We start from the raw sequence: 23,075 nt of genomic DNA, 5'->3' as shown, positions 1-23,075 counted from the left end.
GATACTTTGTAGAATAGTAAAACTTAAAATAGAAAAAAGACGATTTCCATAATCACTCTCCGTAGGCCATGGCTTTCGTCCCGCCCAAAACACATGCAGTCCAAATAACAAAAATACAATCGCACCCAGATAATACCACATAGAGCCCTCTCGGGAAAACTAATTTTCTTAAATATAAATCACCGATCACAAAAAAGATACAACTTACGAACAGATGGATAAACCACCCGTGAATTCTCTTCGGTCCCTACCCAAAAAGAATCTCTCAAACAGGTGGTTTCACGGAGTAATACAGAAAGCTATGGGAGATCAAAATTGCCATGTACCGCCTGTACATCATCGAGATCTTCCAAGGCATCTCGAAAGGTAAAGACTTTCTCAATGGCTTCATCACTGGTGAGACGAATATGATTTTCCGGTATAAGCTTCACATCACTCTCTTCTAAGGTATATTGCTGCTCAAGAGCATCATTTACATCGGAGAATGCTCCTGGATCAGTAAAAACAACAAAATACGCACCATCCTGCTCAATATCTGATGCTCCTGCCTCTAAGGCTGTCTCCATGAGCTCCTCTTCCTCAATTCCTTCAGCAGAAAGAGAAATTACCCCCTGTCTGCGAAACATCCATAACACCGAACCATCAGTACCAAGATTCCCGCCGTGCTTATTTATGGCATGGCGAACTTCGCTCACCGTACGATTAATATTGTCCGTAAGGGTTTCTATGACAAAGGCAACCCCCTCCGGTCCATACGCCTCAAAAACTTTTTCTTCATATTGAACAGAATCATCAGAACCGGTTCCACGAGCAATAGCACGGTCAATGGTGTCGTTGGGCATATTGTTTGACTTGGCTTTAATAAGGACAGTCCGCAAGCGCGGGTTTGTTTCCTGATCCCCCCCGCCAAGACGGGCCGCCACGGTTATTTCACGGATAATTTTCCCAAACACCTTGCCCCGTTTAGCATCCTGTGCACCCTTACGATGCTTTATATTAGCCCATTTTGAATGTCCAGCCATATCTATATCTCCTTATTTAATTTTCGCAATTCCCTGTGTAAGTCTATATTTTTTACATTCACATCACGTCCTAAGAACGAACGGCTCACGGCTGTAAAATTACGTGTTATGTCTGTTACATAGAAAAGGTGCTCCCCCTGCTCTTTGGGAGAGAAAAGTGCCCGTGTATGAAGCATTTGGCGCACTTCCTGCGCGGTCCACCACGCAGAATCGATAATGGAGACGCGACCACCCACCACAGAGTGAATAGACTCTTTTAAGAGGGGGTAATGGGTGCATCCTAAGACAATCGTATCCACCCCACGATCTACCAATTCGTCAAGATACTCATCAATGAGCATTTCCAGGAGTTTTCCCCGGAGAATATTCTCTTCAACAAAGGGAACAAACAAGGGACAAGCCTTTTCATATACGGTAATGAGAGGATCATAGGTGTAAAAAAGATTGGTATAGGCACGAGAGGCGATGGTTGCACGAGTCCCAATAACTCCAATACATTTTTGCGATGATGATTCCATCCCTGCCTTCACTCCCGGCTCTATCACACCGATGACGGGGATCATACCGCCAACACATGCTTCAATCGCATCAAGGGCAGTGGCAGACACCGTGTTACACGCTGCCACAAAGAGCTTTACATCCTGTGAGAGAAGATACGTGGCCACCTCTTGGGCAAATTCGCGAACTGCTTCTGTAGAGCGACTCCCATAGGGACAACGCAAGGTATCACCAAAATAGATAATATCCTCACCGGGAACCAATTGTAATAACTCCCGTACAACGGACAAGCCACCTAACCCGGAATCAAAAACTGCAATGGGTCGTGAATCACTCATAGAAAGAACCATTTATTTCAAGAAAAGAGACGACCGCCGACCCGAGAGCGGAGCCAAATTCTTCATAAAACGAGGACGTACGTAAGATTTTCTCCTCCTCAGGATGAGAAATAAAAGCTGACTCAACAAGCACCGCCGGCATCTCTGCACCGCGCAATACAAAAAAGTTTGCTTGCCCCACTCCATTTCCAAAGGGGGCAACACTCTGCACAGATCGATCCAACGTCTCCAGAGAGTGTATGGTAAACTCCTGACTCTCCTTTTGATATTCCGTGGACATCATATCTGAAAGAATTGATTCAATAACTCCTCGATTTGCATCGGTTGTTTCATACTCAATAACAGCATTTTCGCGCTCTTCCACCTGCCGTTCCATCTCTGTTTCTGCTTCAGCAAGAAAAAAGAGTTTGTATCCACGGGCATTTTTATTGTCCAAGGCAGCATTGGCATGGACCGAGAGGAATAGATCTGCCTGCTTTTCATTTGCAAAGGCGGTTCTGTCCATAAGTGGCACAAAGACATCTTCTTCACGAGTAAGGTACACCGTAATATGAGAAACGGATTCTATGTAATCGCGAAGAGCTTTTGAAAGACTGAGAACTACATCTTTTTCGTAGGTTCCCTGTGGACCAATGGCCCCGGGGTCTCGCCCCCCATGACCGGGATCTACAACAACAACCCCTGATACATCATAGAAGGGCAACTGTGGCTCTCGCGATACAAGCACCGTATCTTTTTGAAAAACAAAGTAAAAGGAGGTGAGCTCTGTCAACAGGGAAAAGAAAGAGCGGGCTTCCATAAACAGGAGAGAATCTTCCACGTATACACGTGCCCGGGAAAGAGTATCCCCCGTATGAGAAACAACTCCTGAATGACCGTCAACCAGTAACGTATCACCCTGAGAAACAAGGGTAAAGGAATTTTGTTCTGTCGTGGCGGAAAATCGTAAAAAATCACACACTTGGGCTGGACGAATGAAGGAACGCCCCTCACGGGTAATGGTATCAAGGGAGTACGGTTTCCCGCTGAGACCTACAAGAGAAAGGCCGTGGAGCGAGGTGATCCACAAAAACACAAGGAGGGTACTGTATATTCTCATCATCCACGTTTCATAAGAGCAGCAATCTTCCGCGTGCTCTCTTGTTCTTTAATTTTTTGACGTTTATCATACAGCTTGCGTCCTCGGCAAAGGCCTATTTTTAATTTAATCCAGCGTTTCTTAATATAAATTTCCAGTGCAACTAGTGTCAAAGGTTGTTTATTGGTCTGCTGAAAGAGATACAGGAGCTCTTTTTTCTTTAAGAGAAGCTTCCGAACACGCTCTGGCGAGTGGGCATACACAGCACTATTCTCATATTGCCCAATATGAACATTATATAAAAATGCCTCGCCACGTTCAATGCGCACAAACCCATCGGATAAGTTGACCTTCCCTGCACGCAGCGCTTTTACCTCTGTTCCCGTAAGTACCATACCTGCTTCATATGTTGAGAGTACCTCATACTCATGATAGGCCTTGCGATTTTTGCTAATACGGGTGATACCGCTCTTAGTTGATACACCCTTTTGTTTCTTCGCCATTACACCTCTTTTATCTTACAGAACAATTGCTATCCCGAGATCAATCCCATAAAAATCAACCTCAAACCAACCACCAATGGTATCAGTAAAATAGTATTTTGTTCCAATCATGGGAGAGAACATAAACCCAACCCTGTTAGATAACCAGAGTCCCGTCGAGAGACCGGTATAAAAATCCATCACATCTGCCACCTCAACGTTGGCATCAGGAACACCAAAGGGGTGAAAGTTAAACCGGTACAACCCGGCCATACCAAAGCCCCCAACATGGAGTTTTACCTCACCACCGTGAGAAAACATATCGTTAATCACCCCTCGTTCATAGACACCGGAAACTCCCACAGAACCATACGAACCAAAAGCGGGGTGAATCCCCACATAGATGTTCTGACTTTCTTGATGAAAGGCGAGGTTTTGATTGGCCCACACCGGAACCACACAGAGTATTACGAGAATCACCCACTGCTTCATACACACTCCTTGTATAACGAAATAGGATCTATTTTTCCTGTTGCGCAAACCCACCAATATCAAAGCCGACACCGAGGTTCCATTCCATATGTCGAGCCCCGTCAAAATCCTGTACTGCAAAGGCCAGTCGAGCGGAGAGGTAGTCCGCTTGCAGGGTTGTCCCGAAGGCAACAAGATCGGTTTCATGGCCCAGATTTTTCCCAACCCGCAAACGCATCCATTCTACCGGGGTCACCACAAGCCCAAGGGGATAGAAAACCCTGTCAGAGATATTTTCTCGCACACCGTCATCAGGATCATAGGTATGATAATATACAATATCGGCAAAGGGCTGTACACGAACTTCGCCCAGGGAGGTACGCCACGCAGCACCGGCACGAAATGTCCGTGGAAGATCTTCACCATCTCCCAAATCGGTTGAGTCGCGCAGAAATGAGGTACTCTGACCAAGGTTCAATGCGGAAAATCCGAGGAGGAGCTGCTCTTCCAACAAACGAACCTGTGTACCAGCCGATGCCACAAAGGCCCCCGCCCGATACCCGTCAAACTCTTCGAATGCCCCGCCAAGAGATACGGCCCATCGGAAATAGCGATTTCTATTAACCCCTGCTGTCACAGAAAAGTCAGAACTCTGCCACGCTGTTGAAACCGTAGGAACTTCGCTTTGAAGATCACCAGTCAAATAGATATCGTCAATCCTATGATTCAGCATGGTGATACCAAAAAAGTAACTGCCAAAGGGAAAAGCCATTTCTCCACTAAAACGCAAATTATCTTGAAAGGTTGTGTTTCCAAAGGCCATATTTAACTCCGGCCCCTCCATATCACCGGCAAGGGCTGGATTAATATATCGTGTAAAATCGGAAACATCGGCCGTTCCCCCACCCCCCATACCGGAAGACGAGATACTGACGGGGCGACGAAGAAACTGAAACCCAGACCGCCCCGCCCAAGAATAGTCCCGACCATGCACACTCACACTACAGAGAAACAGAAGAAGAAATATGAGATACATACCAAGTCCTTTAAAACTGAAATACAAAATCGACGGCATGATCAAATCCCGCCCCCACAGAGCTGCCCCGAAGAGAGTAATTAAGTACCATGGAGTAGAAATCGATTATGGAATCTGTCTGCACCCCAAAACCACCCGTGAAGAGAGGGCGATATTTCTCAGAAAGCACCTCTTCATCGGGGTTCAACACAAAGCCATCCAGAAGAATATCCATCACCCCAGCACGAAGCTGTACTACTTCATTTGCCCCCCACTCTACCCCCATATTAGCCATAAGAAAGGGATGATCAAGCCGCTGAAACCCGTGAGAAAAAAGATAGACATCAACATCGTAGGAAAAAGAAAGCGCCTCTGCTGAAAAAACAGGATCGTGCTGTAGAGATACGGTAAATGGAGTGAGGGCCGTATCTTCAATAGCAAAATAGATTGCCGTTGCGTCATCACTGCTCCAGGACTGATCGAGAAATAGTTCACGAACACCACCGGAAACGGTAAGATTTGATAGCCCTGTATACATGGCAAAGAGAGAAATACCGCCAAAGCCAGAGGAGGTTCGCTGTTCTATTTCTGTTCCATGAAAATCTGTGGGAAGAGTATTATACCGCCACCCCGTAGACACCCCCAGGAAAAGATCATCCTGCACACGAAAGGAGAGCCCACCCATCAGCATGAGAGAGTAATTATCCCCTGATTCAAGAATCTCTCCCTGATCATCACGAAGGGAATCAAGCCCCAGAAAGCCACTATGGCGAAATAGAACTGAGTAGCCAAAGGGGCTTTGGGAAACAGCCCCATCGTAGGCAAGAAAATGTTCTCCCCGATCAAGACTTTTTCGAGCAACCCCAGCGGAGAGATGATTTGCCTGTCGAGATGCGGAGTATGCAGGATTCCACCACGCATCTCCGAAGGCAGGTCTCGCCGTTGCGGCACCACCAAGCGACGTTGCATAGGCCCCCATGGGAGCCCGCATAAGCGCATCACCACGACCGCCACGACCAGAGGCAAGAACAGACAGCCCAAGGCCACTGAGAAGAAGGATACTCAGGATCTTAATTTTTTGCAACAACGACTTTTCCAAAGGCCTGCTCCCCTCCGCCTGTTCGAATTCTGAATATATACACCCCGGGGGAGACCCGCTCTCCACCACTATTATTACGAGTACCATCCCAGCTATCATACCGGCGATCTGTACTATGCTGTGTTCCTCCAGGGGAACGCTGCTCTTCATCGACAATGCGACAAACAAAATCCATATTTGCATCAAATATATCAATAGTAACGGTGGACGCCTCCTCCAAGGAGTACACAAAAAGAACCCGATCAAAGCGGTTATTCAAGATGGAGGGCTGCGCATAGACTTCTCGCAAATCTGAACGCACCGGACGATCAGTGCGAAAGAGGGTAAACTCCGGGGCCCGTTCAAGCTGGTCAAAAGCCCCAAACAACGCTCCGTCTGAGGTTGCAATGGAAAGGTAGAAAGAATCAGCATACGCCACGAGATCAACACCATATACGCGGGGATCCTGCAAAACAAAGGCGGTGTCAAAGACAGCATTGTACGAGCGCTGCCACGAAGATACCTCTTGCTTTGGGTCAGTATTTTCTATGGAATAAAAACGTCCCTGCGATTCTGTGGTAAAGACAATAAGGGTTGAATCATCACCATAGGTAAGAGCACCGAGATTCGGCACATCATATTGCTCAAATTCACCAGAAACCCCCTCAACATATAACACAGGGGTAGTTCCGATACTCCCATAGTAGGTAGTTCGCCCCGCGGGAGAACGCTCCATTCCCAGCAGGGACGCGTCGGCAAAGAGAGTCGTATCACTCCAAGCTGAATCGGTAAAAACCCACGAGACCGGCGTTGCTGTAAACACCCAGAGAGAATCTTCTACGGGGTAGATAGACCGAACCCGAGCCGTATCAGCAACCGAGTCAGGTTCAGGCTGTAACAAAGAATCGTCGCGCAAGGTGTGTACCGTATCGCCGGGAATCATTTGCAGATCCCACTGAAAATCACCCGACTCTTCCCAGATAGCTCGAACAACTCCGCCATAATTGAGGGGGATCCAAACACCGTCCGCATCTGCCACGGGGGCAACACCAAAAAAGCCACGACGTGACTCCGCTGGTAAGGAAATACTCTGAACCTCATCCCATGCCCCACGTGGCAGTGCTGCCACGCGCAGGGAGTCTTCTGAAAAATCTCGGAGGAAAAACGCGCCCTCTCCCACAGCACCCATACGGGGCACCCAGAGGGGTGGAGCCAAGTCGTCAGGCAAACCAAGTTCTTGTAAACGAAGGGGATGCCACACATATGAAAAGCCTGAAACACCAGAAAAAGGGGATGTTTCAGAGACAGCAACCATAACTCCCTCATCGTTTATGATAAGGGGAACCATATCTTCACCATCATGTACATGAGCTGCTTGAACAATTTCGTTTGAAGAGAGGGTAATATCTTCACGAAACGCCACAGGAGCCCCCTGTACAGCCACTGCAACACACAGAAGCCCCCAAAGGACACCCTTATCGATTATCGATAACATGCGCCCCCCGGGGAGGAGTAAACTCAAAGAGATCTTCCGAAAGATCGGTCTTTTCTTTAAATGACGTAATGCGATACGTGCTGATATTATTGTCACGGTCCACCAACCGAATCGTATCTAACCGCCGCGCAGAAATGTCTGCATAAACATCAATCTGCTGATACTCCACCAGCGTATCAGGTGGTGCCTGCCATTGATACACAGAGGTACCCGCAGAATCACGTACCTTTTCAAAATCATATGAAGTAAAACGACGAAGCATGGTTGACGGGTGCAGGGTTGGGTCAAAATCGAGATAGTCCTGTATCACCACTTGATCTGTGCCGGCGCTGTACTGCCATACCGTAATCCCGTCACTCACCCATTCTGTATCATTACCGGAAAAACGAAAACTTCGCCGCGGCTGATCAAGAATAACATCTCCGCTACTCCTGGTGGTCACTTCGCGCACATCCCAATAAATCTCAAGATCGTAGGAAAACCGGAGGGGCTTGTCTAAGCGCTGCGAAACAATCTCAGCAAGCTCAGATGACAAAGACATACCACATAGAACCAAAATTAAAAACAGCATTCGCATTATTGCACCCCCGTAGTAACGGTATTTTGCCTGTACTACCGATTATGTTACTGGTTTTATTAGTTTTCTTTTCGCCCCCCATAATATACAACAATGCCCGCAACAGTAATACAGAGAGCGCCAAGGATCGTAAAAAAAGAAGGGATCGTCTGAAATAAGAAAATATCGATACACACAGCAAAAACAATTCCGGAGTAGTTATAAATGGAGACTTCCGAGGCTTTTCCTAAACGATAGGATGTCGTAAGAAAAAGCTGCCCCGCTGCAGCACTGAGACCAATAAGTAGAAGAAGTGCAACCTCATCTCCTTGGGGAATTCTCTCGTCGGAAAGGACAAAGGGAAACATGGCAATAACAGAAAACAGAGAAAAAACAAATACAATGGTTGCCGGTTTCTCATAGGACTTAAGTATGCTTACCAAAAGATAGGCAACCCCCGCACAAAATGAGGCTATTACCCCAAGTACAACGGCAAGAATATGCGCTGTATCCCCCTCTGAGGCGAAACCGGGTTGCACAATAATAATAGTACCGAGGGAGGCTAAAAGAAGGGACACAACTTTGGGAATTGTCAATGACTCACTGAGAAACAGCGCCGATAAGAGCACCACCCAAAACGGACAGAGGCGGATAAACACAGAAGCATCGGCCACACTCAGATGCTCTATGGCAAAAAAGATAAGAAAAACCCCGAGAAGCCCAAAAAGAGAACGAAACAGAAGAAGAATTCTTGATTTTTTCCCCGTCCCCCACGGCCGCCCCCCATGTCTCCGTATCAGCACAAAGGCAATCACCAAAGAAACGAGGTTTCGCACAAACACCTTCTGAAAGACAGAAACCTCTGGTGTTGCCTTTACGGCACTTTGCATAACCGCAAAGGAGAGAGAAGCTAACACCATGTACAAAACAGCTTTTCGTCGTATTAAACGATCCCTATGAGACACCAATTAACTCATCCTCACTGAGCTTTCCCGCTTCAAGCATGGCCGTGATAAAAGTCTCAACAAGCGCAGGGTCAAATTGTGAACCGGCATTTTTGCGAAGCCGACATACAGCCTCCTGGTTTCCCAGGCTTTTTCGATACGGACGATTGGATGTCATAGCTTCAAAGGCATCGGCAATATGAATAATACGCGCCCCGAGAGGTATCTCATCCCCGCGCAACCCCTCAGGATATCCCGAACCATCATGGTGTTCGTGGTGGTATAATATGAGCGGTTTCAGCTCTCGGAGAAAGGGCACATCCTTGATAATATCTGCTCCCAGAGCTGGATGCGTTTTCATAAACCCGTTATACTCTGAATCGGTTAAGGGGCCCGGCTTATTCAGAATCACCCCGGGGATACCGATCTTCCCAATATCATGGAGTAACCCGCCATCTTTAACCAGTTGTATCTCCTGTTCTGAAAGCCCAATATACCGAGCGAGAATCTCAGAATAAAACATTACATTTTCGGAATGACCATGGGTGTAGGTATCCTTTGCGTCAACGGCAATGGCAAGGGCTTTAATCGTGCGAATATAATTTTCTTTAATGTCATTAAATAACTTTGCATTCGTTAAGGCGATACGGGTTTGGTTAATTATCCCACGGAGCAATTTAACATTCTCCTCTAAATCGACATCGCGATCTACCCACTGTAGCGTAATGGAGCCAAACTCAAACTCTCCCCACACAAGGGGCAGGGTTTTAGCATAGGAAAAGGCCGGAGCCGCATCTTTTGGGTGCTCCCCATCTTCACGAACCTTGGCAAGCTGTACCTGCTGCGATGTAAGGGCAGTGCTTGAGGAGTTATCGTTATAACAGGTAACAAGGCCGTCCATAATCTCATCGTGCTGCGCCTTGTCCAGCTCGTACGTACTCCAATAATAAAGAGCTGCGCCCCGCTTTTTTAAAAAGAGAACCCCAACATAGTCAACGGTAAAATAGTCACAAATGGTATCAACAAAGGAGGTAACCACACTTTCAGGCTGCAACAAGCCCACAAACTGCTCTGCATAATCGGAAATAAAATGAAGATCAGAAATCCGTTTATTTAACGCCTTATAGAGCTTTACACTTCCCAGGGCATTTCCCAACTGCCCCGCTAAAATCTCTAATAGACTCAGCTCTATTTTCCCGTGCTCACCGTCATCGTTCTGTCGAGACATGCTCACCACACCATGGGGGGTTCCGTTTATGCGTATTGGCGCAAGAATCGTCACCCCCGTAACTTCCTGAGCAAAGGGAAGGTCTTTATACGGAAAAGAGGCTCCGTCGTAGAGGGCAACAGCACGATTTTTACGATATACCCATTTGGCCGCCTCCCACTCTCCGTCATTCTGCTGTATGCGGGTATACTCCGGACCATGATAATTGCCCCACACGCGAACAAGATTAAGAAACTCTTCCGATTCATCACGGAGCATAATATATCCCCGCCCCGCCTTGGTTGACTCTCGGCATGAGTCAAAGGCAATATCTAGGATCTCATCATATTCGTGGGTACTACTTAGACGGTTTGATACGGAGTGAATTGCCACAAGTTCAGCGAGAACGTTTGTATTTTTATACCGGTGAATAACCTCAAGGGTTTCTACAATCTTCTCCCGTAGCATGGTCATAGAAAAGGGTTTTATAATATAATCCTGCGCACCGTTATGTATAGCTTCAATCATGGTGCTAATATTCGGATCACCCGTGGTAATAATAACAGGAATTACCTTATCTCGTTGACGAATCAGCTTGAGCAAATCAAGCCCGGACATTCCCGGCATATTTATATCTGCGACAATTACATGGGGGTAATCCTGCTTGAGCAGGTCCAGAGCCATTTCGCAATCGGAGGCGGTGAGCACATCAAAATCTTTTTTCTGCAAATACCGCTCCATGGCATGACAAAGGGTCGCATCATCATCAATTACAAGCACTTTTCTCTTGTCTATATCCATAAAACCCGCTGTTTTGTTAAACCAACTTCGCAGACCACTTCATAGGGTAATTTAATATAAAAAAAGTCACACAGCAGATAATTAATTATTTTCTTCAATGTACTGATACCGAAACACCCCCATAAGTGAGGATACATGTTCTACGATAATATCCGCCTGTTACAGGAGCCTGGAACCAAAGAAAGTCTTCCTAAACTGGAACCCATTCCCAGCCCAATGGACAACACGGGAGTTGTCCGTATTGTCTTTCCAGAGTTCACCTGTGTCTGCCCCAAAACAGGCTACCCCGACTTTGGCTCAATTGAGCTCTACTACCAACCAGATACATCCATGGTAGAATTAAAATCATGGAAGCTCTTTCTCAACGCCTTTCGCATGATTGGCACCTACCATGAAGAGGTGACTCACTTCATATTTACCCATCTGTGCGAACAACTCTCCCCCACCTGGGCCATGGTCACAGGCGATTTTTTCCCCCGGGGAAATGTCGACACAACCGTAGTCTTTGAAACCCCCGTACAGCGTCCTCATGGAGCAGACACGCTACTACTACGACACACACCACACACCCGCTCATATCACGGATGAATATTCTTGCGGGTATTTTCTGTGGGCTCATGTTCCTCAGCGGCTGTACAAACCATGATACAACACCTGAGGAACATCACCGAAGATTTTGGAAATTTTCAACCCACATCGACATTACCCTTACCTCTCCCACCCCGCCGGATGACACCCTGTGGGACGGGGTTACTCAACTGCTCAATCGCTATAATAGACGATACTCACCAATGGACACCCTCTCGTGGGTATGGCAGGTAAACCACCGCACTTCAGATACGGTAATAGTAGATGAAGAACTCTTTGATATGGTGCAGCAAGCCCAGTGGGGCCATAAAGTACTCGGGGGAACCTTTGACATCACAACTGCTCCACTTCGCCACTATTGGAATACCCCCCAGAAAAGCGGCCTACCCAATCTTCACAGTGCTCAGACAAAAGAGGCTCTCCCCCAGTTGCTTCGCTATACCGGAATGGAACACCTAACCACTATTGCCCCGGATACGCTCATATTCTCCCATGACAAAAGCACCCTTGACGTGGGAGGAATTGCCAAGTCCTATGTAATCAAGGCCCTGAAGACCTATCTTCTGGAGGAAGACATCCCCCGATTTATCATCTCAATTGGGGGAGATCTCTATTTACATGATACGACAGACACACCCTTTATTCTCGGCGTACAACACCCACGGAAAACAGGTGCCGTGCTCTGTACACTTCATGTAGCAACTGGATCGGTTGTTACCAGCGGCGATTATGAACGATACCGACGCGATGCGAAGGGGCACCGAATCCACCATATATTAAACCCCAAAACAGGATACCCAACCGAGGAAAATCAAAGTGTGACTCTTATTGGAAACAACCCAGTCACCACAGATATCCTTTCCACAGGACTACTCGCCCACCCAGTGGCACAGGCTGAGAAGATTCTCTCCGCCCTGCCTGACATTACTGCAATCATTGTTGACCGCGCAGCAACGGTGCATACCATACAAGGTCCACAAAGCCCGGATATTCGCTGTAGAGACTAAGGGCAATTATTCCCAGGAAAAGGTTGTACCAATTTTATAGGTATGAGCCAGATCCGGAGCATTCTCATAGGAAAAATCAATGGTAACACGCTCAAAGAGACTGACCCCTGCTCCAAAGGTAAGAGAATTGCGTATGGTATAGCCTGTTCGAAAAGAAACGGTATTGTAAAAAAACTCGGCCCCGTAAGAAGCTGCGCGCACAAGCAACCCGAGATCACTCCGTACAGACTGCACCAAGGCTGGCGTTTCATAATATTCTGGCGTTGAAAAGTCCTCATAAATCACACCGGAATTTCCAAAGAGATCTGGCGTCTTATACGAAAGATTGAGGCCAGAATTATCTCCAAAATCAACCGTGTACCCAAGGGCCCCATATGCCCGGGGAAGACCATATTCTGTATACTCTTCGTTCCAATACATCATATGAGTTGTGGCATCTTTGATATGAGCTGCAACATGAAGGCGATCCCATACACGGGCATACGCCCCAAGATCAACCCCAAGACCGTGCCCCGTCCATGCAATAAGACGACGACGGTTCATATGTAGCGATGCCCCGGCATACGCTTCAATGAGATCTCTCCTCAGAATGCGGCGTACATACCCCAAACTCACATATATCTCCGAGGCACTTTCAGAAGTTATTTCATATTCAACAGGAACACCGTGGTCATCAACAACAGCAGAAACCGAGTCAATACCAGGAACAAGAAGATAGGCCACGGCCGCAGAAAAGGACTGTAGTGAATCTACAGGAATTTGTACAGCCGCCAAGGCAGTGGAAAAACTATTGTGAAAATAATTATTATACCCACCGTGGAGAGATTTCGATTCTGCAAAAAGCGTAGCAGGGTTTGCTTCGGGATGCGCTGTTTTCGTAAACACCTGAGACGCCTCTCCCTGCGCACTATACTCAGGCGGCATCCACAAGCGACTATTCACATTTGTATAGTAAGAGGTTTCCCCAAAAAGGGGTATAGAAAATAGTAATAAAATCACATAGAATGCCATATTTGTGTCTACCTCTCTTGACTTAATATATAAAATAATTTAATATTTAGGGTGTATATTTATCAGAATGGACCTTCTGTGAAAAAAAACTCACCATACTCCTTTTCACTCTTACCATTTTTTCTCCGACATGGGCGAATCTTATAACTCCCACCCGTGGAGATATCATATCCCATGCCACCTGTACCATTGCAGCAGAATGGGACACCCCCCTTGACAGCATCACCTTCTCTCTTGCCTATCGAAACAAATCACAACGCACCATAACCAAACGAATTGCTTCACTTACAAATCCACCATACCGAATACACCTCCCCACGGAGGATATTCCGAATCAATATTATCATGGTGCCGAAATATCCCTACACTACTTTCGAAATGACACGATTCTCCGTCGACATATTGAACCGGGGATATTCTTTTTTGCCCATGAGATTAACCGTGATACCCTTGCCCTTTTCCCCGCACCCTATACTCCCGACACTCTCTGGATAGAGAACGCAGATACGCTCTTTGTCGTGCCGCAAAAACAGAACAATAAGCTCGAGTTACTCCTGGGGCTTCGGGGGGACACCTTTTCTCCAAATGACACCATAACATTCTACATAGACCATGAAAACAGAAGCGCCCCATACCCCGACGAAGAACTTACCATATTGCAATTCACCTCTCTTACTACCACGCCACAGGCACAGTTGGTAAACACCAAAATTCATCGAGACTCCCTCTTTACACGAACCTACTCATCGGTACCGCTGCGACTTACCCCCGAAATACACACCGCACGTGATGAGCAACGTTTTACCCTAAAGATCCCTCCCATGTTCCTCGGGGGAGAGATACCTGAGAAATTCGGTCTCAATATTCTCATTGGTAGAGAGGATTCGCATCTCTCTCTTGTGTCGGGGGCGAAACAACGCTCCTTTGCTCCGGCAACGTTTCCCGTGGTTGTACAAAGGCAAGGACGATCCATAACCATAGCACCCCTACACGCCTTAGGCATATCGTTTTTTGCGGGCGCACTTCTCGCACTTCTCTGGACATTCCTTGAGAAAAAATATATAACATTCCTTGCACAGAAAAACCATGACAACCCCCTCTACCACTCCATTGTTACGCATATTGATGCCCATGTTGTCACCGATTCTCTGAACGTAGATACCGTGGCAAGAAAGTTTCACACTTCAGCAAAAACAGTAAACCGGGCATGCCTTCTCTTACGCCAGGCACCCTTTTCTACCTACGTCCTTACCAGACGCCTGCAAGTAGCAAAGGAACGCCTTATTTCTTCCTATTCAAGTGAAGTAGATATTGCCCATGACTGTCGTTTTTCAAGTATTGCAGAGATGGAACAAATCTTTCATCGCCACGTGGGAAAAGCGCCCTATCAGTTTCGGGAGATTCATAAAACCCAATACCCTTTTTAAGCACTACTCCCAATACAGAGAGTATCCATCACTGGTAAAGGAGTACTGCCTTGTTCGTATGGGATGGACGACTCCCCCCACGGAACTCATTGCCGTAAGAAGATGCTCATATAAATCATGGGGACCTCGGGCCGGTATGAGAACATGGGATGGCGCCAATTCATACAGAAGTGAAACTGGTACCATGGTGTGTTTTGCTGGAGTAATGTAGACATCACCTCGTGGAAGAGTATCCCGCCGACCGGAATCATATCCAATGGGAACAACAACGACTATTGAATCAAGACATATTGAGGCGAGAATGATTCCGCTATGACAATGAATGGAAAAAGGATACTGATCATATTTCTCCGAAGCAGAACAAGCCAATAAAGTATCACCACCGATAGCAAAAAAGGTGTCTGTTTCTTTAGAAAGACTATCTGAATCCCATCCGGTTGTATCAGGAGAAAAGATAAATTCATTCTCCTCCATGAGGACCTGTACAAAAATACTCTGAGAGTCAACATATACGGTAAAAGAGGCATTCTCCGTGCGGCGAGGATACTCCTCAAGGGCACAAGAATAGAGAAACATGCAACTAAAAAGAATAACTAAAATTCCCATGGATAACTCCTCGTGATATAAAATCTTTTCCCGGGGGCCCCTGCACTCGAAAACCATACCCACCGTGAGACCCCTCCCGTCTCAGCCCAATGCCGACGTATGGCATAATTCTATCTCGCCAAACCTGCTGGCGAAAAAACAAGGTGCCCGTTGCCTGCATTTGATCCAAATGCAGGCGAATCTCTTGACGAAGAAAGGCTCGAACCCATCGTGTATACTCATATCTCTGAGAAGCTCGGAAAATCACATCCATCCACTCCAGGGGGCTCCAACGCCCCTCCTTCTCCCACGTAAGCCGCACCGATACATCACGTACCGTTTCGTAGGTGCGTGCAAGAGACGTTCGAAGGTACAAAGGAGAATATACGGTTACTCCTCCAAGGATGCTTTGATACTGTGCAGCTTCGGAAAAGGCGAGTACAATATGGCGATACAAACGAACCACTCCCGTGCGATATTGTCCTCGATGTTCTATAAACCCCGCCTGATCATTCTGAGGGCGCACTCGTTTCAGCGTTGTATACTGCGTAGCAAAGGGTGCATAATACCCCTCCTGTACAAACGACACTGCAGTATGGCCGGAACGCGCACCCCTGCTATTGCGAAACTCCCCCCAAAAGGCCCACCGCTTCTCCTCTGTTAATACCAAATCCATACGACCGCGCGATGTTTCTCTTCGAACAAAAAGTACCCCTGAACCAGGAAGCGATCCACCAAATGCACCAACACCATACTCTGCAGAAGAAGTTTCATAGCTACTCATGGCACCACCGAGTATGCCCGAACCACGGCTGTGCACAAAGACCCGAGAGGGCCCGTGCCTTCCAGCATGAAAAAAGGAAACCCCGTTCCACATTGCTCGGTAGGGAGTGAGGAATGATCCTGTGGCGGCAGTGCGGGATGATTTGGATAAGTCTCCCCATACTAAGGGGTTTGGCGGAAGAGTATAGGAACCAATACTGAGGGAACACTTCGAAGAAGGCGTTGTCACAAGGGCTCGCTCATGCCAATACACCGACGTGTCCGTTGCGGCAAGACTTGCTTGCAACTCCAGTTTTTCGTCAACCTGCACTTTTCCAGAAATACGCCCGCCCCGATGGCCATAATAAGGATTCTGCCGGTGTGTTAGCCGTACATCTCCTGAAAACAAGTGCGGTTGCGCGGTAAGATCGATAAGATGCGCATAGGGGTATAACTCTGGGTATCTTGAAAAAAAATCATCCTCGTGTTTTTCTGCATGGTCAATGTACAGAGCCACGGTCGTCGCACTTGGAAGTTCTGTGCTGACAGAAAAAGACGAAAGCGCTAAAAGACGTTCCCATCCTTCTTTCGAGGGTATAAGCGGTGTCAATATGAGATCTTCATAGCGCTCCGCATCTTCAGCAGAGAGTACCCCCTCCCGATACAGAAGATGTACATCATCAAGCGTTTGGGGAATTTCCACCCCGGCAATATGCATCGAACAAAGAAAAATCATTCCCCAAAATTGTATTGATTTTCTCATAGGCACAGTGAATATGAAACAAGATGATACAAATAATTTATATTATTGGAAAAGAGGGGAGACTACTATCTATGAAACTCTACCATTTACTCATGTATATTCTCATACTCTCCTTCTCTCTATCTGCTTCCGCACAAACCGTGCTGGTCTTAAGCGGTGGGGGCACACGCGGCTTTGCTCACATCGGGGTAATTCGCGCCTTGGAAGAAGCAGACATACAACCAGACCTCATCATTGCAACAAGTATGGGAGCCATTATTGGCGGCCTCTACGCTGCAGGCTACAGCAGCCATGAGATTTTATACATACTCCAAAACACCGATCTCCGTAATGAAATCCGTAATATACCCCAGCAACAGTATATACCCATACCACAAAAACACCTCAGTCCCACCCCAATATTCACCCTTCAATTTGGCTCTGACTTCCGCCCCCAAATGCCCTCTTCCCTTCTTGAAGCACAAGTAATCTACACAAAACTATCCCCCTTCATTGCCCCGAAACTGCAATCTGCTTCAGGCAACTTCGACAAATTACCGATACCCATACGGGTGGTTGCCAGTGACCTACTCACCGGTGAAAGTGTTGTGTTTTCTGAAGGAAATCTCGTAAAAGCGATTAAGGCCTCGGCATCAGTCCCTCTCGCCTTTGCCCCGGTACCCCATGAAGGAACCCTCCTCATAGACGGCGGTATCACCGATAACCTTCCCATCTTACCCGAATACATTGGAGATGATGACTTTGTTATAGCTTCAGATGCAACCTCACCGCTCTTTACTGCAGAGGATCTCAACAGCCCCATAAATATTGGATTGCAAGTTGTGGGTCATACCATAGAGGCGCGAAAACAAAAACGAAGAAAACGAGCAGATCTTTTAATACATGCCCCCGCAGAAAGCCAGTCACACCGTGAAGCTGGAGACATATTTCAATACATAGATCTCACCTATAGAAAAACGGCCGAAGCTTTGAAAACCGACTTCCCAGCCTTAGGTTTCGCCCAAGATAAAGACACGACAGCAAAAAAGAGCCCCGTTCCCATAGAAACCATTCATGTTCTGGGTAATACAAACACCCGAGATGGATTTATCACACGACACTCCCATATTCAGAAAGGGGACACCCTCTCACCAGAAGGTATTGAGCATAGCATAAATACCATTTACGGAACAGGGCTTTTCTCCACAGTAAATGTGTATGCTGAATCCGACACCCTCCTCATCGAAGTAGAAGAAAAGAAGCGTCTCCGTCTTTCTTTTGGAAGCCGTGTGGACAACTACTACAACGCAGAATTTTTCCTTGCTCCCGAAATAGGCAATCTTTGGGGCGTTGGAACAAAAATACAAGCCTATATCCAATATGGAAAACACCGGGAGAAATACGCCCTGAACATCATGGGAAGTCTTCCCGTGGCAACGCAGGTTCGCAACGATTATATTTTCCAAAGCTATCTCAGTGCAAAAGACATTATTCGACATAGCGAACGAGACACCATAGTCACCGATAGTGATCGCCATGATACCCTCAGCTTGGTATCCTACGATGAAACCCGCATTTCAAAATTGGGGTTTCTTTTCTCCGGCGGGCTCGATTTCAACAACACCATACAATGCCTTGGAGGTGTTAAATTTGAATCTGCCACAATCTCCCGCAGCACAGACATCCAGATCCCTGCCCTTGACAATAATTTCCACACCTACTTTTGGGGCTCCCTCATTGCAGAAACCCTTGACAAGGAGCCCTTTTCTACTACGGGAAGCAGACATGTTTTTTGGCTTATTTCCGGTGCACGCAATCTCAATCTCCCCTCTTCATCCCTTCTGTTTGCGGGCAACCACACACGCGCCTTTTCCTTCCCAAATGAGCACGTGGTTTTTATACCAAGCCTCGAATATCTCTGGGTAGACCAAACCCCAACCATCACCAACAGCAATTACCTCGGAGGCAGTCGCCACCGAAGGCTTCACACTCCCTCCGATGTCAACATAACCCTTCCCTTGGCAGGCCTTGAAGACAACGCCCTCTCCATAGATAAGGCGCTACTCCTCACCTTTAAAAAACGACTCCGGCTAAGAGACAGTGATTTCTATCTCAGCAATTATCTCGATATACTATCCCTCTGGGATGCTGGAACAAGTAGAACACCACGAGAATTAGCGGAACAAAAATCTCTCGGAATTGAAACAGAATTATCCCTTGACACCCCCGTAGGACCCGTGCGATTTTCTTGGGCAACCCTACTGAAAAACAACTTGCCGGAAGAAACAAAAACCATTCCCTCATCGCTCATTCGGTTTTCCCTCGGCCATAGCTTTTAAAGAGGATTACTATGAAGAAACCACTCCTACTCCACTACTATATTACTGAAGCATGTAATGCAAAATGTACGTTCTGTAACATATGGAAGAAAAAATCACCCCAATACGCAAATCCGTCTCACGTACTTTCCAATATTAGAGAGGCACGCAAAGTCGGGTGTCGCTTTGTCGATTTTACTGGAGGAGAACCACTCCTCCATAAAGACCTTCCTCTTTTTTTATCTGCGGCAAAAGAAGAAGGGCTTATAACCTCCGTAACCACAAATACTCTTCTCTTTAAAAAACGAGTATCTCAACTCATCGGTAAAATAGACCTTCTCCATTTCAGCCTTGATTCAGATACGGCAGAAGAACACGACATGCTTCGAGGCGTCAGGTCCTATCACTCTGTGCTGGAAGCTATTGATATCGCTTGTGCTCACAAGATGAAGCCGGATATCCTCTTTACCTATACCAATGAAAACATTCACTCACTGAAGGGAGTTATCTCGCTCTGCGAAGAAAAAAAACTCATGCTTATTCTGGATCCTGTCTTTTCAGATACCGGCCATGACCCCGTCAGTGCAAGCACCCATGAATATGCTCTACAATGGGCAAAACATCCTCGCGTATACCTAAACAAAGCCCACCTCACCCTCAGACAAAGGGGGGGCAACTCCACAACAGCGCCTCGCTGTAAAGCAGTGCAATCTACCGTGGTTATTCTCCCGGATAACACCCTCGCCTTACCCTGCTACCACAACAAAGAAACCGCCATACCAATCACCCCCGATCTTTCGACGGCCTATGCATCGTATAAGCGGCACGCATATCTGGTAACAGAAGGCTCACACCCCTATTGTTCCGGATGCCACATTAATTGTTACTTCGACCCCTCCTATCTCTACCGATACGACTCCCTTTTCCTACAGAGCCTTGCCGCGAAGGGGAGGTATTTTTTACAGAAATATCTGAAAGATTTTCCCTTTAATAGATAAAGAATTACTTCTTTCTGCCGATATATGGGGAGAGTAAATGTATAACCGGGAGTATTTTATGAGCGATGTATCTGTTGGTGGAGTAAATCAAGCACGTCTTGCGGTTGAAATCAACAGCCGTCTCCAAAAGACAGCCATAGACAGCGCAGAAACAACAGCAGCGAATCTTCTGCGTGCGATGCCGCAGTCTGCAAACATGCCAAACCAAGGCACCCAGATCGATCTTCAAGGCTAATTTCGTGGGGAGGCCCCTGCCTCCCATAGTACAGAATCCTGCTCAAGAACAGAAAAACCATGCATTTTCCCGTAAATACTATACCCTATATACGATGTACAGTCTTATACAAAACGGGTAGGGGATATGAAGAAATCGATAGAACGCCTCAATTTTGGAGTGCTTCTTTCAACGATTGAAGAACCGGGACAACACCGTGTCTGGAAGGGCATAGAACGATTCTGCAGACAAAACAATATTGATGTCACAGCCTATATCTCCGTATTCCAACAAAAAACCGGAAAACTTGAAGAACATTATAAAGTAATTTTTGATGCCATACGAACCAATACAAAGCTTGATGGCCTCATCTATTTAGGAGGCTTTATTGCTGAGGATATCGGTAATGCCACTCTCATGGAGTTTATTGACTCAATCCCCTGCATACCACGCGTATCCATAGCTTCTTCATGCCCTGGAGAAACAGCCTTTCTCACCGACAACGAAGCAGGAACATACCACCTTGTCCGCCACCTCATCACGGATTGTAAAAAACAAAAAATTGCCTTTCTTTGCGGCCCCGACGACCACGAAGAAGCACAGGCACGATTTGCAGGCTATATGCGAGCATTGCAGGAGTTCCGTATTCCCTTTTCGGAAAAACTCGTTATTAGGAACTGTCAATTCAGTGTAGAAGAAGGCGAAGAAGCAGTGGAACAACTCCTCAAGAGAGGAGCAGATTTTGATGCCATAGCAGCGGTGGATGATGATACCGCCCTAGGTGCCCTCCAAGCCCTTGACAGACACACAATCTCTGTCCCCGACGATGTGCTTCTTGGAGGGTTTGACAATTCTGACATATCACAAAACTCTACCCCCTCTCTCACCACCCTAAATCAACCCTTTGACGAATTAGGATATCGAGCCGCCGAAGCCCTTCAAAAGCTCTGTACACATCCAGAAACAGAGCATAAAATCAACTACATCTCAGCAGAATTACTTACCCGAGAATCGACGGAAAATATTAATTGCATACAAAGTAAAATCCCACTTCCCGCACCAATACAGCCATCGATTCAAACAGTATGTGTAGATCCTCTCTCAGCTCACTTTATTGAAAATGGCTACATCGATCTCCCCATCTCTCCGTGGATACAGTCACTTACCTCAGCACTCTCCACCCCCCCTTTGACAAGAAGCAGTTCATACAAATAGTGCATACCGCAATTATTCGATCACAACGGGCAAAAAAAGATATCTCAATCTGGCGGGATGTAATGACCTTTTTCCTGCAATGCACCGTAGAATATACCGATTTATTCACCGTACGTCCCATTGACATATTTGAGGCGGTTGAACAAATTTACCGTATAATTAACACCACTGAAGTTCGTTCTGAAAAAACAAAATGACTGAATTGGTCTTTTCTCAGTGGGAACTCCGTGGATTCATTGAAGATATTATCACCTCTTTTGACTATCACTCATTAACAAAAAGTCTACTCCACGTCAAAGAGTCGTTGAAGCTTGAGTATGTACAAGTTTTTCTCTACGATACCCCAATTCAGTATGAAGAATGGCTACCCCCTCAAACAGCAAACAACATCATTGAGCTTCGTGGAGATACGATCAGCGAATTCGATAGCCGGGAACAACAAGTCCCCTTTGAACATATTGAACATCGAGACAAAGCCCAGTCAAAACGCTTAACCATACTCTACATGCCCATATTTTTTAATAAAGAACAAACGGGAATCCTGCTTCTTGAATACAAACGAAATATTCCAATCGATGCATATGAATCTATTCGCATGGGGATCGCCACGGCAATAAAAGGAGCTTCTTTAATTAAGGAAGTGCAGAAAATTTCAATAACTGACGACTTAACAAAACTCTATAATCGTCGAGGTTTTTTAACACTCTCCTACTCACGGCTTGCACGATTAAAGAGAACAAACACCGTGGCAGGACTCATGTTTATTGACCTTGACGGCCTAAAAGTAATAAATGATACCCTTGGTCACAAAGCAGGGGATACCGCTATTGCAGCAACTGCACAAATACTCAAAAATTCTGTTCGAGAAGAAGATATTATCGGTCGTATAGGGGGAGATGAATTCACCATTTTTGCATCTCAAATTGACGCAACAACCATAGGAATAATCGTAGAACGGATTCGCAAAAACTTTGCATCATACAATACAGCACACCCTGAAAACGGTTTCACCCTCAGTTGCAGTATCGGTTACTCACTTCTTGAAAACTACACAGAACGAGCTTTTAATGCGGTACTCACTAAAGCAGACAGCCTACTCTATGAAGAGAAACGACGAAAAAGAAAAGCCGGGGTAAGCAGAAAATAAAAAAGTATTGTTTCTTCCTCACAAGAGATGTATATTTAGGCCGAATTTGATCTTTGACTTTCTGCAAAGTACATGT

Annotated in this window: 23 protein-coding genes; 9 read left to right on the top strand and 14 right to left on the bottom strand. The window is 46.4% G+C overall.

The genetic code is table 11. From position 1 onward, the window contains the following. Positions 1 to 299: 299 nt before the first annotated feature. The 11 genes from CALK_RS02680 to CALK_RS11965 form a co-directional block, all read right to left on the bottom strand. Positions 300 to 1,022, bottom strand: a complete 723-nt coding sequence (locus tag CALK_RS02680) for a YebC/PmpR family DNA-binding transcriptional regulator (protein ID WP_022636107.1) — start codon at positions 1,020 to 1,022, stop codon at positions 300 to 302. A 2-nt stretch (positions 1,023 to 1,024) separates the two neighbouring features. Further along, positions 1,025 to 1,858: a glutamate racemase gene (gene murI / locus CALK_RS02675; protein WP_022636106.1), complete on the bottom strand. Its 834-nt coding sequence runs from the start codon at positions 1,856 to 1,858 to the stop codon at positions 1,025 to 1,027. Then, a complete protein-coding gene (locus CALK_RS11970; RefSeq protein WP_022636105.1) occupies positions 1,851 to 2,960 on the bottom strand; it encodes an N-acetylmuramoyl-L-alanine amidase family protein in 1,110 nt (369 codons plus the stop codon). The genes murI and CALK_RS11970 overlap by 8 nt, the downstream gene beginning before the upstream one ends. Then, complete coding sequence (gene smpB, locus CALK_RS02665) at positions 2,957 to 3,439, bottom strand: SsrA-binding protein SmpB (RefSeq protein ID WP_022636104.1); 483 nt, start codon at positions 3,437 to 3,439, stop codon at positions 2,957 to 2,959. The genes CALK_RS11970 and smpB overlap by 4 nt, the downstream gene beginning before the upstream one ends. A gap of 15 nt (positions 3,440 to 3,454) precedes the next feature. Further along, positions 3,455 to 3,910, bottom strand: coding sequence for a hypothetical protein (locus CALK_RS02660; RefSeq protein WP_022636103.1), 456 nt, complete (start codon positions 3,908 to 3,910; stop codon positions 3,455 to 3,457). A 28-nt stretch (positions 3,911 to 3,938) separates the two neighbouring features. After that, a complete protein-coding gene (locus CALK_RS02655; protein WP_022636102.1) occupies positions 3,939 to 4,925 on the bottom strand; it encodes a hypothetical protein in 987 nt (328 codons plus the stop codon). 10 nt (positions 4,926 to 4,935) lie between these two features. Continuing rightward, entirely contained in the window at positions 4,936 to 6,003 is a 1,068-nt protein-coding gene (locus tag CALK_RS02650; RefSeq protein ID WP_022636101.1) for a hypothetical protein, read from the bottom strand. Further along, positions 5,975 to 7,477 (bottom strand): flagellar hook assembly protein FlgD, encoded by a 1,503-nt coding sequence (locus CALK_RS02645; protein ID WP_022636100.1) that lies wholly within the window; start codon positions 7,475 to 7,477, stop codon positions 5,975 to 5,977. Before CALK_RS02645 ends, CALK_RS02650 begins: the two co-directional genes overlap by 29 nt. Further along, positions 7,458 to 8,018: a LolA family protein gene (locus CALK_RS02640; protein WP_162146693.1), complete on the bottom strand. Its 561-nt coding sequence runs from the start codon at positions 8,016 to 8,018 to the stop codon at positions 7,458 to 7,460. The genes CALK_RS02645 and CALK_RS02640 overlap by 20 nt, the downstream gene beginning before the upstream one ends. A 95-nt stretch (positions 8,019 to 8,113) precedes the next feature. After that, positions 8,114 to 8,998, bottom strand: a complete 885-nt coding sequence (locus tag CALK_RS02635; RefSeq protein WP_022636098.1) for a DMT family transporter — start codon at positions 8,996 to 8,998, stop codon at positions 8,114 to 8,116. Beyond that, positions 8,988 to 10,985: an HD domain-containing phosphohydrolase gene (locus tag CALK_RS11965; RefSeq protein WP_022636097.1), complete on the bottom strand. Its 1,998-nt coding sequence runs from the start codon at positions 10,983 to 10,985 to the stop codon at positions 8,988 to 8,990. The genes CALK_RS02635 and CALK_RS11965 overlap by 11 nt, the downstream gene beginning before the upstream one ends. Positions 10,986 to 11,120: 135 nt before the next feature. On the opposite strand from CALK_RS11965, the gene queF reads away from it, so the two are divergent. Both queF and CALK_RS02620 read left to right on the top strand, forming a co-directional pair. Beyond that, complete coding sequence (queF, locus tag CALK_RS02625) at positions 11,121 to 11,573, top strand: preQ(1) synthase (protein ID WP_022636096.1); 453 nt, start codon at positions 11,121 to 11,123, stop codon at positions 11,571 to 11,573. A gap of 29 nt (positions 11,574 to 11,602) precedes the next feature. After that, positions 11,603 to 12,580 carry an FAD:protein FMN transferase gene (locus CALK_RS02620; protein WP_034636463.1) on the top strand — a complete coding sequence of 326 codons (978 nt, stop codon included), beginning with the start codon at positions 11,603 to 11,605 and terminating at the stop codon, positions 12,578 to 12,580. A 6-nt stretch (positions 12,581 to 12,586) separates the two neighbouring features. On the opposite strand, the gene CALK_RS02615 is transcribed toward CALK_RS02620, so the two are convergent. Then, on the bottom strand, positions 12,587 to 13,591 hold the full coding sequence (locus CALK_RS02615; RefSeq protein ID WP_022636094.1) for a hypothetical protein: 1,005 nt from the start codon (positions 13,589 to 13,591) through the stop codon (positions 12,587 to 12,589). A 518-nt stretch (positions 13,592 to 14,109) separates the two neighbouring features. Here CALK_RS02615 and CALK_RS02610 point away from each other — a divergent pair. Beyond that, a complete protein-coding gene (locus CALK_RS02610) occupies positions 14,110 to 15,018 on the top strand; it encodes a helix-turn-helix domain-containing protein (RefSeq protein WP_022636092.1) in 909 nt (302 codons plus the stop codon). Positions 15,019 to 15,021: 3 nt separating this feature from the next. Here CALK_RS02610 and CALK_RS02605 read toward each other — a convergent pair whose 3' ends face one another. After that, on the bottom strand, positions 15,022 to 15,624 hold the full coding sequence (locus CALK_RS02605) for a hypothetical protein (RefSeq protein WP_022636091.1): 603 nt from the start codon (positions 15,622 to 15,624) through the stop codon (positions 15,022 to 15,024). Further along, positions 15,599 to 17,101: a hypothetical protein gene (locus CALK_RS02600; protein WP_155851769.1), complete on the bottom strand. Its 1,503-nt coding sequence runs from the start codon at positions 17,099 to 17,101 to the stop codon at positions 15,599 to 15,601. The genes CALK_RS02605 and CALK_RS02600 overlap by 26 nt, the downstream gene beginning before the upstream one ends. Before the next feature lie 98 nt (positions 17,102 to 17,199). On the opposite strand from CALK_RS02600, the gene CALK_RS11960 reads away from it, so the two are divergent. The 6 genes from CALK_RS11960 to CALK_RS11955 all read left to right on the top strand — a co-directional run bounded on the left by CALK_RS11960 (position 17,200) and on the right by CALK_RS11955 (position 22,999). Continuing rightward, complete coding sequence (locus tag CALK_RS11960; RefSeq protein WP_022636089.1) at positions 17,200 to 19,446, top strand: patatin-like phospholipase family protein; 2,247 nt, start codon at positions 17,200 to 17,202, stop codon at positions 19,444 to 19,446. An 11-nt stretch (positions 19,447 to 19,457) separates the two neighbouring features. Next, the gene (locus CALK_RS02590; RefSeq protein ID WP_022636088.1) at positions 19,458 to 20,423 is read left to right on the top strand and encodes a radical SAM protein; all 966 of its coding nucleotides are present in this window, start codon (positions 19,458 to 19,460) and stop codon (positions 20,421 to 20,423) included. Between the two features lie 58 nt (positions 20,424 to 20,481). Continuing rightward, positions 20,482 to 20,658 (top strand): putative motility protein, encoded by a 177-nt coding sequence (locus CALK_RS02585; RefSeq protein ID WP_162146692.1) that lies wholly within the window; start codon positions 20,482 to 20,484, stop codon positions 20,656 to 20,658. A gap of 126 nt (positions 20,659 to 20,784) precedes the next feature. Continuing rightward, complete coding sequence (locus tag CALK_RS02580; RefSeq protein ID WP_022636086.1) at positions 20,785 to 21,852, top strand: LacI family DNA-binding transcriptional regulator; 1,068 nt, start codon at positions 20,785 to 20,787, stop codon at positions 21,850 to 21,852. Next, complete coding sequence (locus CALK_RS02575) at positions 21,852 to 22,049, top strand: hypothetical protein (RefSeq protein ID WP_022636085.1); 198 nt, start codon at positions 21,852 to 21,854, stop codon at positions 22,047 to 22,049. The genes CALK_RS02580 and CALK_RS02575 overlap by 1 nt, the downstream gene beginning before the upstream one ends. Further along, positions 22,046 to 22,999 carry a GGDEF domain-containing protein gene (locus tag CALK_RS11955; RefSeq protein ID WP_022636084.1) on the top strand — a complete coding sequence of 318 codons (954 nt, stop codon included), beginning with the start codon at positions 22,046 to 22,048 and terminating at the stop codon, positions 22,997 to 22,999. The genes CALK_RS02575 and CALK_RS11955 overlap by 4 nt, the downstream gene beginning before the upstream one ends. Positions 23,000 to 23,075 lie beyond the last annotated feature (76 nt).

This window comes from Chitinivibrio alkaliphilus ACht1, assembly GCF_000474745.1.
Lineage (GTDB): Bacteria > Fibrobacterota > Chitinivibrionia > Chitinivibrionales > Chitinivibrionaceae > Chitinivibrio > Chitinivibrio alkaliphilus.
The sequence above is the reverse complement of the archived record's forward strand: the minus strand, read 5'-3'. Positions and strand labels throughout refer to the sequence as shown.